This window comes from Zooshikella harenae (genome assembly GCF_018837975.1).
Taxonomy (GTDB): domain Bacteria; phylum Pseudomonadota; class Gammaproteobacteria; order Pseudomonadales; family Zooshikellaceae; genus Zooshikella; species Zooshikella harenae.
In genome coordinates, this window is record NZ_JAGSOY010000018.1 from 1 (window position 1) to 18,326 (window position 18,326).

Below are 18,326 nucleotides of genomic sequence, written 5' to 3' on the forward strand. Positions count from 1 at the left end.
GGGCCTAATGACTGTTGTAAATAAATTATGAAGTGTTATATGAACGTTATTAGAGTATTTATACCCATAACAAAGGGGAGGAGTGAGACAAGTCTGGTTTATTATATAGTAGTCAAATACTGACAACAAAACCTTTATGCCTTAAGGATATAAAAATGATTCATGAAGGGGATAGGATAGCTTGTAACTGATAAGCGTTAACCCTCCTTGGTTAGTAGTGAAATAATAACCTTTTAATTTACGCCATATCTTCTGAGTATTTCTTTATAGTCGTTAGTTGTTTTGAAAGCACTTAGTGCTTTATTGAACTTATCCATAATCTGCAAACCACGGGAGTCATGTTTATTAAACATTAAGTGGAGTTGTGCATGGTTAAATGGTTTTTTCAGTGTTGCAAAGCGTTGCTTTGCATCAGGGAATTTTTTAAGTAATAAATTCCAACCAACTAATTCAGCAAGTGGTAAAAAGTCGTGCTTACCTGCAGACAACTCGATAAAGGCGGTTTCTTCATCTTTTGCCAGACTTACTTGTAAGTTAGCTGTACGTAACTTTTCTTCATCAGAGTAACCATTCGGGATAACCATACGGTATTGCGTAAAGTCTGCTAATGACTCCCAGTTGTGAGGTGGTGATTGGATATTATCTTTAACATAAAAGAAAACGGTATTTGAGTCAGCAATGGGATCTGAAAAAGCAAAGTATTTTTCCCGCTTTTTATTATGATAATAAGGATAAATGGCCCTCACCTTACTGTAACGTAAATGTGCTTCACAACCACGCCACGCCATGAATTTAATTTTAGGAGTGAGATTCATTTGAGTCTCAAAGGTCCCTCTAATAATTTCGGTGATAAAGCCATTGCCAGGCTCAAATTCGGTGACATAAGGAGCCCATTCACCGGTGGCTAATTGGATGGTATCGCTTTGGTAGCTATAAGCAACGAGTGGAGTGAGAAAAAAACAGATTCCTAAAAGTACTTTTTGCAGCGTACAGCGCATATTACAGCTCTCCTCTGTTAAGCACTTGAGTTTTTCTTATTTATGAGTGCTATTTCGGATAATACGTATGCACAGGGTTGTTTTCTACAGAAAGGTTAGAATAATTCGTAATAAAAACTGATGGTTGCTATTGACCGCTGGCAACTTGTAACCATTGGTTTGTTTCCTGAATCGCGTTGACGTATGCCTGATTTAAATCGGATAGACCTGCTTGAATAGACTCTAATGTAGAAAATTGAATGTAATCCCATAAGGCCTGCTGATAATAGGAAACTGCTAAAATTGTTTGCCCAAGTTGGCCTTCGTAATTGAGAATGGCTGACTTTAGCCGGGCGTCGATAGGTAGTTTATCAAGTACATCAGCCTTAGGTTGGTCAAAGAATGCATCAATTAAAGATAATAAACCACCTAGGAAGTAAGGGGCTGAGGGAACCTTTAAGTGGTGTTTTGCTAACCATTCACACATACTGGCACGGGTTAGAGCCATCTGACAAAGGATAGAAGGTTTTTCTTGCAAATGACTTAACGATAATAAAGTAACAAAGTTACGAACTCTATCAAGACCCAACTGTAGTATAGCTTGTTTTATTGACTCTATCTCTTTACGGCGGCGGTATAAAGGACTATTAACCCACTTTAAGAGTTTTATGGAGAGGGTAGGGTCTTGTTTTATAATTTGTTCAATATTTTCGATTTTACAATCGGGGTCTTGTAATTGTGCAATTAGGTTCATGACAGCCAAAGTACTGGCATTAAGCTCCTTACCTGACAAAAGTTGAGGCTTACTAAAGAAAAAACCCTGAAATAATGAAAAACCTAATGACTTACAAAAATGAAAAACCTCATGATCTTCGATTTTTTCAGCAAGAAGTGTGACTTGATAAGGCTTTAATTGTTGTATTATTTGCTCAATTTCATTCGGACTCAAATGTAATACATCGACTTTCACAATATCCACTAGCTTGAGTAGAGGAGACAAGCGCTCGGTATCGATGACATCATCGAGTGCGAGTGTGAAGCCTTGTTTTTTTAAGTTAGCAATGGCTGCAAGCACAGCATCGTCCAACGGTACAGTTTCTAATATTTCAATAACGGTATTTTCAGGAGATAAAGATGGTGGGTTGAGCAGCCAGAAACGAGTAAAATTAATAAATGCTCTACTATTATCAGTGATTTCTTCAAGTGTAAAAGTTGTTAGCAAGCGGTCAATTAACCGGGAAGTTGTCTTGTCGCCACTAATATCTGTTGGACCAAAGTTGGCATCTCGAAATAATAGCTCATAGCCTTGAATTCGATAGCTAGTATCAATGATAGGCTGTCGTGCCATTAAAATTTGTGTTGTTTCTTCATTCATACCGCGAATCTCTAATACTTGAAAGAATATAGCACATAAGCATTTTCAGGCTGAGGAATATGAGGGAGAGGAGACAAGAGGTATCAAATAAGCTCTTAGCTTGTGGTTAATCGTCTGGACACTGTTTAGCAACGTGATGGAATAATTCATGGCTATACTGTTTACAGGTATTAGTTAAATGAACACTTCCTCAAGTTTGCTGCATACAGGGTGAGCATGTGTAGGAAAGCAGCTCATCAAGCTACATGGGGCAGAGGGTGGACGACCCCAAATGGTGTGGCAAGGAGCTATTAACATGACTACATTTCGAGAGTGCTTTCAAGAACCGCCTCCTATGGAGTCGGATGAAAAAGATTGCATTCGATATCCAACAGAAAGTGAGATGGAGTCTTTGTTTGAGCAGTTTCAGCACTTGCCAAATCATCAAGAGCGGCAATATTTTTTGCAGCAACACTTTCCTTACCACTGGTTACCTGACGATTTATTGGAGTGGTTAGTTGATGAATGGCGCTATCGCCTTCCTCCTGACCATCCTATGTTGGAAGCTTTTATTAACCCTAAGGTCGACTGGCAGCAATTAGCCATATTAGCCCGATCTCATGGACTTAATCAGTTTTATGATCAGCTGGTGACGTTGTTAAGCTATAAACACCAAGAATAACCCATTGCTTGTTTTGGAAGCCTCCTTTGTTTTTGTACAGTGGTTTTTGCTCAGTGGTTGAAGTTGAACGTTGAGGCTTGGTTGTCACGTATATGTTGATAAAGCGTTTCTCGAAGCCACTTATGACCAGGGTCACTTTCATAACGTTGATGCCAAGTCATCAGGTAGGTAATGGTATCGATGGTAATAGGAAGAGGTAACATGGCAAGTGGATAGTTTTGCACCGCATGTCGTGCAAATATATGGGGGCAGGTAAATATAAGGTCACTATTACGGGTAATTTCTAACGCAGCATGGAATTCTGGTACCTGAACAACGATGCGGCGAGACTTATTTTGTTTGGCAAGGGTGATATCAAGTGCCCAGCGGTCATGACCTTCACAAGAAGCCTGCACGTGGGAGAGTGATAGGTAATCGGCAATTTGCCATGATGGCTTTGACAGGATCGGATGGTCCTTGCGAACCAGACAAACAAAATGGTCTTCGTGATCTTCTAATAAGTGTTGAAATTTTACACCAGGTGGGATGGGATCCAGTTGGTGGCGAGAGTCAATAGCATTTTCTCTCGCAGTAATGCCAAGGTCAATCCGTCCTTGGGCAATAGATTGAAGAGACTCTTCAGACCAGTCTTCGAATGTAAGTACCATATTGGGAGCTGCTTTAAGTAGGGGCGCAAAGAAGCTAGGCAAGAAGAGCTGATAGGCACTATCCACCGTTACAATCGTAAAGTCCCGTTGAGTCGTCGCAGGGTCAAACTTGGGTGGCTGGATGAGTTGTTGAATATCTTGTAGTGCACTGGCGAGTTGGGTGTGTAGGCTTTCTGCTCGGGGAGTGGGCCGTAAACCGTGTGCAGAGCGTATAAAAAGAGGGTCTTCAAAGAGATCGCGCAATCGAGCCAATGTTTTACTCATGGCTGACTGGGTGACATGGAGGCGTTTGGCTGCCTTGCTGACGCTCTGTTCTTCCAGTAATACTTGAAGATTGATTAGCAAGTTCAGGTCATATCGTGATAGTTTATCTAGCTTCATGGTCGTGATATTCCATAGCGGAAATATTACCTTGAATATTAGTCATTTGAATTCATATCTTAATCGTACTAAATTGAACGCGCAACCACCCCGTGTGAGTTGATTTTTTTAACCTCTTTCTGCTTAAAAACTGCAACATGAAGTCTAAAGTTGTAAGTCAATTTTTTGTGGCGGCCCTGGTGCCGCTTGTTTTATTTGGGCCTATGGGGATTGATATTTATCTACCCTCGATGGCATCACTTGTTGATTACTTCCACACCGATACAAACCAGGTGCAATACACACTGAGTGTGTTTTTATTCACGGTGGGTATTGGGCAGTTGGTTGTGGGTCCGCTATGTGATCGCTTTGGTCGGCGGCCTGTAGTGCTTGTAGGTATTGTTTTGTATTTGCTTTGTAGTCTAGCAGCTGCTTGGGCACCTACGATTAACTGGTTAATTACAGCCAGGGCTTTACAGGGTTTAGGGAGCTGTTGTGCTTCTGTCGTTGCCTTTGCAGTGGTTCGAGATGTGTTCCCTGCTGCACAAGGTGCCAAGATGTATAGCTACCTCAATGGTTGTGTTAGTGTTGCTCCAGCATTGGCGCCAATGTTAGGAGGTTTACTTGCAACTCTGTGGGGATGGCAGGCAAACTTTTATTTTTTAGCCTGCTTTGCCGGTATTATAGGTATTATGGTTTGGTGCTGGTTAGATGAAACCCGGCCCAGTGATACCGAAGCTGTGCGCTGGCACTGGCGGCCCTATTGGGAAATTCTTCAACATCGACGTTTTCAATTTTACTGTTACTGCTGCATGGTTGCCTTGGGCATGATTTGTAGTTATGTATCCGTGGCCAGCTTCATCATGATTGAAACCTTAAAGCTAACCCAGATTCAGTTTGCCCTTTGTTTTGGTGCAAATGCGTTGGTTATTATGGCATCTAGCTTTTTAGTTGCACCTAAGCTTATGACCTACTTAGGACGTCACCGCTGTGTGATGTTGGGCTGTTTACTGATTGTTATTGCTGGGGTACTCATGTTACTTGGGTTCATGGTACAAGGTACTACTTTAATAGGGTTTTTGCTACCAGTGATGGTTGCGGGTTGTGGCTTTGCTTTGATATTAGGTTCTGCTGCTAGCTATGCATTAGCACCCTTTGGCAAAAGTGCGGGTACTGCTTCTGCAACACTGGGCTGTTTACAAATGGTTATGGCTTCTGTGGCAAGTATTGTCACTGTGCAGATGCCTTTCCCTCATGTAATGTCATTAGCGCTAGTAATGATTACCTTAGCTATTATTCCACTATTATTAAGCAAAAGCTGGTTAGGCCAAGCAATTCCAGTGGAAAATCATAGCTGCGCATAACTTATTTTTTTACTGAATGCCTTACCATTAAGCCGTACTCTTAAACAGGGTACGGCTTTTTTTTAGGTTTAATGAAATAAGTAAACGTTATTCTCTCTTAAAAAATGAAAACCCAATTAATAACGTAATATGTTCTGTTATTACTTCGGCAGTACCAGGCTAATCTGACTATAATTGATTCACATGATGAGCATACAGAGCGATGTTATTGGACATGTGTTTTATAAAATGATCAATCGTTACGACTAAATAGAATTTGGTTAGCATCACCCCATATAGCTCGAGAGATAATTGTTTGTAATTAATTTATTAAAGGAGTTCTGGCAACATGCAGTAGGGACACATCAGGGTATCCCTGGAGCAGTAAGCTTAATGAGTGTTTCTCAACAATTATTAAAGAAGCTTTATTATTATTTGTGCTGTATTAAGTCGATACAGTGCATATTTCTTTGGCTATTGATACTTCAGTTAGTAACTGCATTTCTATTTTCTCCAATGTTGGCTTTGGCGGCAGAGCCAATATCACTTCACCATGTAAAACTCAAGATTAATGGTCCCCACCAGTTTGCTTATGCGGGTTATTATGCGGCTATTGATAATGGCTATTTTCGTGCATTTGGTCTTACCGTTACGATTGAAACAGGGGAATCAGACCATGATGTCATTAATCTTGTTAGCAATCAGCAAGCCGAGTTTGGTGTTGCTGGCGCCAAACTTATTCAAGCTCGGTTAGCCAATAAACCGGTCTTATTATTGGCCAATCTATTCAAACAAACCCCAAAAGTGATTGTATTACAAGGGATAGATAAATCGCCTCAAGCGTTAAAAGGCCAGCGTTTAGCGGTTGAAAATCCTTATAACCTTGACCTGGTAACACGAGTTTTTTTATACCAACAAGGAATTCTATTGGATCAGGTCAAGCTTGTCGTAGAGCAAAATCCTCTACAAGCCTGGCAACAGGGAAAGGTTGCAGGATTTACATCAAGGTTGGATCAGTTAGATGATGTACAAGCATTAAAAATACCTCATACAGTACTGCGTATGAGCGATTGGGGAATACATTTCTATGAAGGAAACTTATTTACCTCTGAAGCTTATGTCACCAAACATCCGCAATTAGTGAAAGACTTTATCGCGGCTTCACTTCGAGGTTGGCAATATGCATTAAAGCATCCCAAAGAAACAGCACAGCTCATTCACCAGCGTTATTCACCCCAGGTCAGTGTTGAGAAACTGATGCAGCAGGCTGACGCCTTAAAAGAAATTATTTTAGAAAAAGGAGAGCTAGAGATTGGCAGTGCAGACTGGGGGGATTTACGTAAGATGGGGCGAGCCTTACTGGCGATGGGCGTGTTTGGCTCTGATATGCAGTTAAATGAAATGTTATTTGAGAGCTTACGGGGGAAACAGGTACGTTTAGCATCATTAGAGTGGCCTCCCTTTGTGGGGAATACGCTTCCCGAGAATGGGTTGACTTCAGCCATTGTGGTTGATGCTTTTGCGAAAGTAGGCTATCAGGTGAAGGTTGATTTTTTACCATGGACGGAAGCGGTTCGTCGAACCTCAAACGAAGAATATGACGGTTATTTTCCTGAATATTATGATCCAGAATTAGCCAAACGTTTTATTTACTCAAAGCCTGTCGGTCAAAGTTATGTTGCCCTGGCTCAGCGTAAAGCTTATCCCATCCATTGGCGAATTATTGATGACTTGGAAAAATACCGTATTGGCGTAGTGGAAGGTTATTTAAATCATCCTTTGTTGGATCGAAAAATTTCTCTTGGGGAGGTTGAAACATATAACAGTGTCGATGATGCAAGAAATTTGCAAGCGCTATCAAAAGGTTTAGTTGATGCCAGTGTGGTTGATCCTGCTGTTTACTACTATTTAATGCAAACTCATCCTGAGTTACGTGGTAATGAAGAATCATTAGAACTTAACCAGCGTTGGCTTGGGACGCAACAATTACACATAGCATTTGCAAATAATAGTCGAGGCAAACAGTTAAATGAAATTTTTTCACAATCCTTTTCAGCGGTTACCTCTGCTAAGGAACAATTGGCGTATATCACTCAATACCAGCATCAATACCCGATTTTAACTCAGGCCTTATTAACGTTAGAGTCAAGTGCCAGACAAAGGCAATTGGAAGAGGCGAATTTATCACCTGAGCATCGAGACTGGATCAGAAAAAATCCTGTGTTACGCGTACCTTTAGTCAATAATCGGCCACCATTTGTATTTGAAAAACAACCAGGGAAGTTTCAAGGGTTCATTATTGATTATATTTCACTGCTAGCAAGTAAAGTGGGTTTGCGAGTTCAGTTTTTTCCTCATGATTCAGTGCTGTCATTGCGTCAGCATTTTCACCAGAAAAATTATTCATTAATGATCAGTGAATTGCCAGATTTACTGGCAACCAGTAACACCGTACTCAGTCCAACGGTTCTTGATGACCCTTTAGTGTTTGTGGGTAATCGAGCAAAAAGTGCGATTACCCAATTAGAGGAACTTGAACAAAAAAAAGTAGGTGTTGTAGAGCACACTACGGCATATCATTTTTTGGTTAAAAAGTATCCTTTAACACAGTGGGAAATTTATTCCGATGCTCAGACACTATTGAAGGCAGTAAGCAAACAGGAAATTGATGCTGCCGTTTTGCATGAAGCAACATTTAACTATATTACTCGAAACTATTGGTTTCCAGATATTTATATAACAGGACAACCCCAAATAGTATCGGTAGATAAGTCCCTTTCCTGGCGTTTTATAGTCTCGCAAGAAGACCCTAAATTATTTAGTATCCTTAATGAAGGAATACAACAAATAACACCTATTGAAATACAGCAGTTACAACGAAAGTGGATTAGATCTCCAAGGCTCGAGCCCAGCTCTCGGATGAAGTTGGTATTAACAGAAGATGAATTGCAGTGGCTACGGCAACATCCATTAATAAGAGTATCAAATGAAACCGATTGGCCACCATTTGATTATGCTGAAGATGGTGTCCCAAAAGGATATTCCATTGATTTAATGAATTTGCTTGCCAAGCATTTAGGATTACGGTTTGAGTATATTACGGGGCCACCGTGGCAACGTTTTCTGGATATGATACGTAAACATGAATTGGATTTATTGCATACGGCATTTATTTCTCCAGAACGGGAGAAGTATATGTTGTTTTCCCAGCCTTACCTTATTTTACCAACGGCTGTTGCCGTTATTGATAAAAATAAAGCACAACAAGCAATGCAATCAAACCTTAAGCAACAACGTATAGCCATTGTAAAAGGGTATAATTACGAGCGTACGTTAACAGAGTATTTTCCTGAAGCAAAATTATTTTCGGTCACTGATCCCGTAAAAGGGTTACAGGCAGTATTGTTTGATGATGCAGATATGTATATGGATTCTAAACCTGTGTTGCATTATTTATTGGAACGATATAACATGCATCAGTTGCAAGTTATGGATGCACCAGGCAATGTGAACATTGATAATGATGAGTTAACTGTTGCTGTTAGGGATGACTGGCCAATACTCAGAAATATTATTAATAAAACACTGACAAATATATCCGATGCTGAGAAACAGGTGTTAAGCAGTCGATGGTTACAGTCTACAGTCTCTGATCATCAACAAACAGTACAGCTTTCTCCAGAAGAACAAGAGTGGTTAAAAAGGAATCCTGTTTTAAAAGTTGCCAATGAGACGGATTGGCCACCCTTTGATTTTTATGAAGATGGTAAACCACAGGGATTATCCGTTGACTATATCAATTTATTAGCTAAAAAAATAGGCTTCACCGTTGAGTTCATTACGGACTCCTCTTGGAATAAATTGCTGAACCAAGGCTATGAAAATACCCTTGATGTCCTTGTAAATATTGTTAAAACACCTGAGCGTAGTGAACATCTAGTGTTTACAAAACCATATGCAAAGCTTCCTAATACATTAATTAGCCGTCAAGAAGATCATTATCAAGCGCTGCAACAGCTAAATGGAAAAGTACTGGCATTTACCGAAGGCTTTTATATTGGTGAGTTTTTAAAAGAGTCCTTTCCAAAAATAAATATTAGGTTAACGCATAGTAGTCGTGAAGCGTTAAAACTTGTCAGCTCAGGAAAGGCTGATGCAACCATTGAAAGTAGTGCTACCGGAAAATACCTAATTGAAAGAGAAGGGTTAACTAATCTTGTATTTGCAAATAATGTGCTTGAGCTTGATAAGCAACATGAGGCATTGCATTTTGCGGTGAATAAAAAAAATAAAATATTGCTAAGTATTTTGAATAAAGGGATCAGTGAGTTAAGTTTAAATGAAGTACAAAAAATTAATGCTAAATGGATAGGTGACTACTCTCATGCAGTGATGGAAGGTTTAAGATTAGATCTAACATTTGATGAGAAAAAATTTGTCGCTAAAAAGCGGAAGATAAAATATTGTATTAATGATCATTGGCAACCTGTGGAGTTCATTACGCCAACGAGTGAGCATAGTGGTATGACAGCTGATTATTTACAGTTGATTACTGAAAGAACAGGGTTGAGTTTTTCGCTAGTAACAGATAAAGATGATATGAGTTCATCCTGTGAGGTGTTGTTGGCTGCAATGGATTTACCTTCATTACGAGAGAAGTACAACTTTACCAGACCACTATTACGCTTTCCTTTGGTTGTTGCTGTAAGGTTGGAAAAGTCTTTTGTGGAAAATATTAATTCATTACAGGGGTTACGAATTGGTGTTGTTTCAAACAGTATTACAAAAGAAATCCTACAAAAAAATAATGTGGGCATTAATATTTTTGAGTATGAAACCGTAGAAAAAGGTTTTAATGATGTTGTCTCGGGTGATATCGATGGTTTTGTTGATGATATTGCGGCAATTAGTTACTGGCTTCAAAAAAAACGTGCTCATGAAATAAAAATTGCAGGTCGATTAGATCTTGAAAAAGTATTGAGTATTGGTGTAAGTAAATATTATCCTGAATTGTTAAGTATTTTAGATAAAACAATTGAAACGCTCACTGTTCAGGATCAAGAACAGATTTATAACCACTGGATGAAGGTAACCATGGAGGAATACGTTGATTATAGTTTGTTATGGAATGTATTGCTGATTGTCAGTGGAATCATTATTGTGGTTGTTTTTTGGAATAGAAAAATAACCACACTTTATCGACAGTTACAGTATAAGTCTAACCAAATTGAAAATCTATTACATAATTCTGGGCAAGGCTTTTTAACGTTTGATGATAACCTATTTGTTGATCCTCAATATAGTATCGAGTGTGAGCGAATTTTTCATTGTACGCCTTCTGGTAAAAAAATAACATCATTATTGCCGTTAGCTAACGATACAGATGCTAGCTTGTATGAGCGAGTGCTTAGTCGGTTAAAAAGAACGATTGATCCGCTAAAAATAGAAATGCTACTTTCCTTGTTGCCTTCAAGTTTTGTTATTACTGGTCGTTTTATTGCGGCAGAGTACCGCTATGTGCAAGAAAAAATCATGATGATATTAACGGATATGACGGAGGAAAAAGAATTACAGGAAAACCTTGAAGAAGAACGGCGCAACCTTGAGTTTGTAGTATCAATTTTGACGGATGGACAGGATATTTTTTATTTGCTGGATGAGTTTGAGCAGTTTATTTCGAATTTGCAGCAGCTATATGCATCTTCAAAAGAGGTCGCACTAAGTGTAAATGTGAGGCAGATTTTGCAAGAATTCCATACTTATAAGGGGATATTTTATCAGTATGGTTTTAAGCGGTTGCCTGATGCTATTCATAACGTAGAACAAAAGATAATAAATTTGCCTGATAAAAAAGAGTATAAAAAAGTATTAACTCATGTCGTTGAGAGTAATTTAATGGCATGTTTAGACCAGGATCTTAATGTTGTCCGTCGAATGTTTGGTGAAGACTTTTTAGCCAATAAGGGGGGAGTTGTTATAGGCAATCAACAGTTAGAGTTGTTAGTGAAAAAGGCTAAGCAAGTTTTGGCAAATGAAGCTGACCCTGAACAAACTAGGGCGCTTGCACGTTATGCCCTGAATATGAAAGCCGTCGATTTGCATACGATGCTGGCTGCTTATGAAAAAACAGTACAACGCTTGGCTAAGCGCTGTGCTAAAGAAGTGTCATTTGTTTTGGAGGGTGAGTCAGTCATTGTTAATCCCGATCGCTTTACTAAATTAATTCATAGTTTGATTCATTTGTTTAGAAATGCAATTGACCATGGTATTGAAGCCCCAGATGTGCGGCTTGAAGCTGGCAAAGAAGCTTGTGGTGAAATACTCTGTACAGTAAGAGCCAAAGAAGGTTCCTGCATAATTACAGTGGCTGATGATGGTGCAGGGATTTCCATTACAGCGTTACGGGCACAGTTACAAGAGCGGTATATAGAGAGGGTATTAGAATTTGCCAAGATGGAGGATGAGGAATTACTGCCTTTTGTTTTTGAGCATGGTATTACAACCTGTTCAAGTGCAAATGAAATATCAGGTAGAGGCATTGGTTTGGCAGCAGTAAAAGAAGCCGTTGAAGAACTGCATGGTTCTATTCATGTTACCAGTCAGCGAGGAAAAGGGACTCAGTTTAAAATGAGTGTTCCTCTTCAGTATGGTGATATGTAAAGGCTGCTTTGCTCAGTTAAAGAGTAGATTATTACTAAACTTGTATTGTAAAAAGCAAAATGGCATGAAGATACGCTAAGGATGAAGTCGGTGAAGTAAGTATCGGATTGAAGGGTAAGTAATATGACAAAGCCAGTGGATATTGGCCATGTAATGGCGCTCATTGCTAACCGAGCGAAAGAAATTTTGGTTGAAGAAGCTTCGATAGAAGTACAAAGAACTGACTTTGTTTTAGAAGATGTGCAGTTATTGACGCTACGTGACTATACTTCAATTTTAAGTATGGGCGGTCCAGTCAATATGATGATTGCATTCAGTTTTGATATGTCATTACTGCATTATTTGATGAATTGTTTTATGTCTGGTATTGAATTCCCTCCTGAAGAAAAAGAAGTGTATTTAGAAGAAACAGGAAGTGACTTGCTGAATACGATTATTGGTAATTGTACAGCACTGCTAGGTTGTAAAGAACTTGTTCACTTTTCTCCTCCTGTTGCGTTTTCAGGGGGGAAAAGTCTGGTGAAACATCGTCATGCACAGTTCTATCGAACCACACTACAAACCCAGTTTGGGGATTTAGTCATTATCTGTGTTGGACCAAAGGATATGTTTGATCAATATTTAAACTATCTGGAGTGAGTATGACAGGGTTGCGGGTGATGGTTGTGGATGACTCACTCATTACCATCAATAAGCTAACTAGAATGTTGACGGAGCTAGGGTATGACGTGGTTAGCCAGTGTCGTAGCGGTGTACTGGCCGTTGAAAGTTATCCAAAAGTGAAACCTGATATTGTGACGATGGATATTACCATGCCTGATATGGATGGTATCGAGGCGACAAAAGCGATTATGGCCAGTGACCCTCAGGCCAACATCATTATGGTGACTTCCCATGGACAGGAACAAATGGTGCTGGAGGCCATTGATGCGGGTGCTCAGGGTTATGTGTTGAAACCAGTTAAAGAAACACGTTTACAGGAAGTTATTCGAAAAGTTTTGAAAAGTTACAATGATAAGGCGGAGTAACTTGTTTTTTGAGGTAAAAGGAAGGAAGTACATGGTGTTTAGCCCATAAGATAAGTGTTAATAATGGTATTTCGTCCATGCTGGATGATAGTATTTTTGAAGCGTTGTTTGATGCAATTCCATTTGGAATTTATGTGGTTGATGTTAATTACCGTGAGGTTGTTTATGTTAATCAAGCATTTAAACAAGCAATAGAGCACAAGCCAGGCTTAAAATGTTGGCAACAAATTTACCAGCAGGATCAACCATGCCTATTTTGTAAAATTCCTGAACTGGTGAATGGTTCAGGTAAACCAAATGGTAAAGTGGTTGTTTTTGAGTATTTTAATGATACGAACGACTGTTGGTATCAGTTACAAGAGAGTGCCATGGTTTGGCATGATGGGAGGGTTGTTAAATACTCAATCTCTGTCGATATAAGTCAACTCAAGGAAGTTCAAAATTCGTTAGCTGAAGCACATGCAGAATTAGCATTAAAAAATCGTGAATTGGAAAAACTGGCCAATTTAGATCGATTGACCTCACTTAATAACCGCTTAAAACTCGATGAAATTCATCTCCAAGAAGTACAGCGTGCTGAACGTTTTAATCACCCGTGTTCAATTATGTTATTAGATCTCGATAATTTTAAAGAGGTGAATGATCAGTATGGGCATCAGATGGGTGACAGTGTCTTAATTAATATTGCTGGATTGCTTAAAGCAAATTTACGAAAAGTTGACACTGTGGGGCGGTGGGGAGGAGAAGAGTTTTTAATTATCTGTCCAGAAACGAGTACTCAGCAGTGTGTTTTTCTTGCTGAAAAGCTTCGACAGGCACTGGAAAACTATAACCATGGTACCGCACAGTGTACAGGAAGCTTTGGTATAACGGGTTACATTCCAGGTGATCGACCTGAAACAATGGTTAGGCGTGCTGATAATGCACTTTATTTGGCTAAACATGCTGGACGCAATTGTGTACGTGTGATTGATTCAAATAATTTAATCCCTCTTCGCGAAATTCCCGGTTAGTATTTTTCTGTCTCATTTTTTGTCGTTGTTTATTACTGACTATGAGACAGGTTACCCTTGAACGAGATCATGCTGTGCTTTAATAAGCGTTTATGATTTTTCCCTGCCGTTAGAGCGCTTTGGTTAGGAGCAACAATTGAAAGTATTCAGTTTATTGTTTGGGGTAATGGTATCCCTCAGTACAAGTGTATTAGCTTCATCGGTCAAATCCAGTTTGCCCTGTTACCAGTCAAATAATACAAATAAGGTGATTGAGTGTTTAGCAAAGGTTATAACCAAAGCTTCTGTTACAGGAGACTATACTGATACTGCTGCCTATGTGGACCCTGATACCTTAGCGGCATTGCAGCAGCGGTGGCCATCAGCGCGTGATCGTCAACGTGTTTGTTTACAATTGGCAGTGAAACCATGTCAGTGGCCGACATCAGGTGAAGCATTGCTGGTGTGGTTGGCAAACCTGACTGTGAAGAAAGGGTTATGGTTGAATGAAAAACTGAAGGTGATCAGTACATGGCATAATGATCACCAAGGACAGGTAACTATCAGATTAGAGTCTGTAGCGGGCAACAACAAAGCGTCACATGTCGTCAATGTTGAATTAACATATAAAAATCAACAGTGGTATCTACTGTTACCAAGTGCTATGGTCCATACATTAATGGCATTAGATTAGATAAAAACAAATGGCAAAAGGTTTCCAAAGGGATGTGTTGCGAAAGCAGCAGCTGGAAAATTTCACAAGAGAATTAGTTCGTCGATACAGTGCCCTGTGCGAACTTTGTGGTGCACGAAAAACTAAATTGGTTGTATTTGAAGTACCACCTGTGTCTTCTGATATCAACATAGAGCATTGTATTTTGCTTTGTGAAACTTGTTTGCAACAAGTCTGTTATCCCAAGCAACGTAGTATTGACCATTGGCGATGTCTTTCTACGGCAGTATGGAGTGATCACCTACCTGCTCAAGTGATGGCTGTATTGCTGACTCGTTATTTTGCGAAGACGCATGACTGGGCTGCAAATTTGGAAGACACGTTATACCTATCGCCGGAAGCAGATCAATGGCTAGCAGAAGTTGAGTCTTTTGTTTAAGTGAGAGTGTTAGTCAATTTTGACAGGTGAAGGTTCAATAGGTAAAGGTTCAATGGTAGTTATTGTTTGCAGAGCATCTGAGGATACTTGTTGTGTAGACGAAACCGAAGCGTTGATATCCGTGAGTTTTACCTTTTTCAGTGTAATGTGGAGTTGTTGATTAATTTGTTGCCAGGGTTCTTTTAAATGGCAATGAGGTGAGAGCTCACACTGACAGCTTTGGGTGATGTTTGCGCATTCAGTTAATGCTATAGGGCCTTCAATGGCTTCAATAATATCTGCGACAGAAATGCAATTTCCTGGTTTAGCAAGAAGATAGCCGCCTCGAGCACCTCTAACGGACTTAACGATCTGATGCTGTACTAGATACCTTAAGAGCTTCCGTACAGTAGCCAGTGGAATGTTCGTCTTTTCAGCAATGGCTTCCAGACTGATAAGGCTAGCTTGCTGTTGTAGGAAATGTGCAATAATCAACGCGTAATCGGCTAAGCGGCTGATACGAAGCATATTTTATCCTTCCCTCTTTTATTGAGTATAACTAAAGTGTCAGCCTTGATAGCTAACTCAGTCAGCGAGCCGTTAAGTGCTGGTGTTCAGTAATATGACAAAATGCTTTCCTAGCAACCATTCTCGTTAATATCAGACATCCTTTATCATTCATTCTATACCAAATCAGTATTGATTTTAAAGCTTTTGAGGATTACCATGATGTATAAAGTTTACTAATTTAGTATGGTTTTGGCGGGTTAGGTAGGTTGAGAGGGAAATATACTAGTATGCATAGATTGCTACGTTGACTATTTTTTTAAAGACGCTCAGTGTTGGTGAGTAGCTATTTGCTTGCTAATAGGTTTGTTAAAAGTGATAGAGGGCTAAGGTGCTAGAGGAAAGTCACTATGTGTGCAGCCAATACAGACTTGCAACATCATTTGCAGCAACACTACAGTGCTGGCTTTGTTACAGACATTGAATCTGATACCTTTCCGGCAGGTCTGAATGAGACCGTTATTCGTCAATTGTCGGCTAAAAAACAGGAACCTGAATTTGTTCTAAATTGGCGGTTACAGGCTTTTCAACGATGGTGCAAAATGAAACCACCTACCTGGGCACAGGTGAAATATGCGCCAATTGACTTTCAAAGTATTGCTTATTACTCCTCACCAAAATCACTCGCAGACCGTCCAAAGAGCCTCGATGACGTTGACCCAGAGTTGCTGCAGACCTACGAAAAACTAGGTATTCCATTGCATGAGCAGGAAATGCTCGCTGGGGTTGCCGTTGATGCTGTGTTTGACAGTGTATCCGTAGCCACCACATTTAAAGACACCTTAGCAAAAGCAGGGGTAATTTTTTGCCCAATTTCAGAAGCTATTCAACAGCATCCTGAACTCATACAAGCTTATCTGGGACGCGTTGTCCCTCCTGGAGACAATTTTTATGCGGCATTGAATGCCGCTGTATTTAGTGATGGTTCATTTGTCTATGTGCCTGAGGGGGTACGCTGTCCATTAGAATTGTCTACTTATTTCAGAATCAATGCAGCTAATACTGGTCAGTTTGAGCGAACGTTAATTATTGCGGATAAAGGGAGTTATGTCAGCTATCTCGAAGGCTGTACGGCACCTATGCGGGATGAAAACCAATTACATGCGGCTGTCGTAGAGTTAGTGGCATTAGATGATGCAGAGATTAAGTATTCCACAGTACAGAACTGGTATCCCGGTGATGAACACGGGCGTGGTGGTATTTATAATTTTGTGACTAAGCGAGGCCTGTGTGCAGGTACTCGCAGCAAAATAAGTTGGACACAAGTTGAAACCGGCTCAGCAATAACGTGGAAATACCCCAGTGTGATCCTTCGTGGAGATCATGCGATTGGTGAGTTTTACTCTGTGGCTGTGACCCGTAATTATCAGCAGGCAGATACGGGCACTAAAATGATCCATGTTGGGAAAAATACCCGAAGCACCATTTTGTCTAAAGGTATTTCCGCAGGTAAAAGCCAAAATACGTATCGTGGCTTAGTTAAAGTTAACCCTACGGCAACTGATGCCCGAAATTATACCCAATGTGATTCTTTGTTAATTGGTGATGGCTGTTCAGCCAATACTTTTCCGTATATCGAAGCAGGTGAATACTCAGGTATTGTTGAGCATGAAGCCACAACATCAAAAATTGCTGATGAACAATTGTTGTACTTACAACAAAGAGGCCTGGAGCCTGAGCAGGCTGTCGCGCTAGTGGTTAATGGTTTTTGTAAGGATGTTTTTGAACAGTTGCCCATGGAGTTTGCGGTAGAAGCCAATCGTCTTATGCAAGTCAGTTTAGAAGGCTGTATAGGTTAAGGGGAAAATATGCTGGATATTCAATCATTGGCGGTAAGCGTAGCAAATAAAACTATTCTTAAGGCGATTGAGTTAACCATTAACTCTGGGGAAATTCATGTATTAATGGGTCCTAATGGGGTGGGAAAGAGTACGTTAACCCGAGCATTATTGGGTGATGAAGACTACACCGTTGAGTCAGGTTCAATAACGCTTGCCGGACAAGATTTATTGCCTTTGTCTATTGAGCAGCGTGCCCACCAGGGATTATTTATTGCATTTCAGCACCCAGTAACGATTCCTGGTGTGAGTAATTTACAGTTTTACAAAGCCATGGTGAATGCGCATCGTCAGGCTCAACACCAGGAACCTCTGGATGCTATTGAACTATTAGAACAAGTCAAACACGCTGCACAGCAATCCGGCTTGGCTGAGGACTTTTTATACAGAGGCTTGAATGATGGTTTTTCTGGAGGAGAAAAAAAACGAAATGAATTGTTACAGATGTTGTTGCTATCACCGCGATTTGCGGTAGTGGATGAAATTGATTCAGGGCTGGATGTTGATGCGTTAAAAATTATTGGCCAAGGTATACGACATTTGCAGCAACAGGGCACAGGTTTTTTATTAATTACCCATTATCCGCATTGGTTGGAGTATTTAACACCCGATCAGGTGCATATTTTGGTGGGGGGGCGTATCGTCCAGTCTGGTGGTGCCGAACTTGCCGATCAAGTAGCAGATCATGGGTTTCAGGCTTTTGCTGCTTGAGTTTTAGTTTTGGCAACTGACGGGAATGAATTACTAAATGTTCATCATTGATTGAATAAACAATTAGAGAATTTGA

Annotated in this window: 14 protein-coding genes; 10 read left to right on the forward strand and 4 right to left on the reverse strand. The window is 40.0% G+C overall.

Annotated elements, in window-relative coordinates; translation table 11 throughout:
• Positions 1-233: 233 nt before the first annotated feature.
• A complete protein-coding gene (locus tag KCG35_RS09620; protein WP_215819483.1) occupies positions 234-998 on the reverse strand; it encodes a substrate-binding periplasmic protein in 765 nt (254 codons plus the stop codon).
• A 127-nt stretch (positions 999-1,125) separates the two neighbouring features.
• Positions 1,126-2,352 (reverse strand): EAL and HDOD domain-containing protein, encoded by a 1,227-nt coding sequence (locus KCG35_RS09625; RefSeq protein WP_215819484.1) that lies wholly within the window; start codon positions 2,350-2,352, stop codon positions 1,126-1,128.
• 295 nt (positions 2,353-2,647) lie between these two features.
• Here KCG35_RS09625 and KCG35_RS09630 point away from each other — a divergent pair, with 295 nt between their 5' ends.
• Entirely contained in the window at positions 2,648-3,013 is a 366-nt protein-coding gene (locus tag KCG35_RS09630; RefSeq protein WP_215819485.1) for a hypothetical protein, read from the forward strand.
• A 50-nt stretch (positions 3,014-3,063) separates the two neighbouring features.
• On the opposite strand, the gene KCG35_RS09635 is transcribed toward KCG35_RS09630, so the two are convergent.
• The gene (locus KCG35_RS09635) at positions 3,064-4,041 is read right to left on the reverse strand and encodes a LysR family transcriptional regulator (protein ID WP_215819486.1); all 978 of its coding nucleotides are present in this window, start codon (positions 4,039-4,041) and stop codon (positions 3,064-3,066) included.
• Between the two features lie 137 nt (positions 4,042-4,178).
• Between KCG35_RS09635 and KCG35_RS09640 the strand changes: the two genes are divergently transcribed.
• From KCG35_RS09640 to KCG35_RS09670, 7 genes are all read left to right on the forward strand, one after another.
• Positions 4,179-5,384, forward strand: a complete 1,206-nt coding sequence (locus tag KCG35_RS09640) for a multidrug effflux MFS transporter (RefSeq protein ID WP_215819487.1) — start codon at positions 4,179-4,181, stop codon at positions 5,382-5,384.
• Between the two features lie 291 nt (positions 5,385-5,675).
• Positions 5,676-12,023, forward strand: coding sequence for a transporter substrate-binding domain-containing protein (locus tag KCG35_RS09645; protein ID WP_215819488.1), 6,348 nt, complete (start codon positions 5,676-5,678; stop codon positions 12,021-12,023).
• A 123-nt stretch (positions 12,024-12,146) separates the two neighbouring features.
• Positions 12,147-12,662, forward strand: a complete 516-nt coding sequence (locus KCG35_RS09650; protein ID WP_215819489.1) for a chemotaxis protein CheX — start codon at positions 12,147-12,149, stop codon at positions 12,660-12,662.
• Positions 12,663-12,664: 2 nt separating this feature from the next.
• Entirely contained in the window at positions 12,665-13,051 is a 387-nt protein-coding gene (locus KCG35_RS09655) for a response regulator (protein ID WP_215819490.1), read from the forward strand.
• 77 nt (positions 13,052-13,128) lie between these two features.
• On the forward strand, positions 13,129-14,064 hold the full coding sequence (locus tag KCG35_RS09660; protein ID WP_215819491.1) for a sensor domain-containing diguanylate cyclase: 936 nt from the start codon (positions 13,129-13,131) through the stop codon (positions 14,062-14,064).
• 136 nt (positions 14,065-14,200) lie between these two features.
• The gene (locus tag KCG35_RS09665) at positions 14,201-14,737 is read left to right on the forward strand and encodes a hypothetical protein (RefSeq protein WP_215819492.1); all 537 of its coding nucleotides are present in this window, start codon (positions 14,201-14,203) and stop codon (positions 14,735-14,737) included.
• A gap of 10 nt (positions 14,738-14,747) precedes the next feature.
• Entirely contained in the window at positions 14,748-15,155 is a 408-nt protein-coding gene (locus KCG35_RS09670) for a phnA protein (protein WP_215819493.1), read from the forward strand.
• A 9-nt stretch (positions 15,156-15,164) separates the two neighbouring features.
• On the opposite strand, the gene KCG35_RS09675 is transcribed toward KCG35_RS09670, so the two are convergent.
• Positions 15,165-15,662 (reverse strand): SUF system Fe-S cluster assembly regulator, encoded by a 498-nt coding sequence (locus tag KCG35_RS09675; protein ID WP_215819494.1) that lies wholly within the window; start codon positions 15,660-15,662, stop codon positions 15,165-15,167.
• Positions 15,663-16,051: 389 nt separating this feature from the next.
• Here KCG35_RS09675 and sufB point away from each other — a divergent pair, with 389 nt between their 5' ends.
• Both sufB and sufC read left to right on the forward strand, forming a co-directional pair.
• On the forward strand, positions 16,052-17,500 hold the full coding sequence (sufB, locus tag KCG35_RS09680; RefSeq protein ID WP_215819495.1) for a Fe-S cluster assembly protein SufB: 1,449 nt from the start codon (positions 16,052-16,054) through the stop codon (positions 17,498-17,500).
• Positions 17,501-17,509: 9 nt separating this feature from the next.
• Complete coding sequence (gene sufC / locus KCG35_RS09685) at positions 17,510-18,250, forward strand: Fe-S cluster assembly ATPase SufC (RefSeq protein WP_215819496.1); 741 nt, start codon at positions 17,510-17,512, stop codon at positions 18,248-18,250.
• Positions 18,251-18,326: the final 76 nt, after the last annotated feature.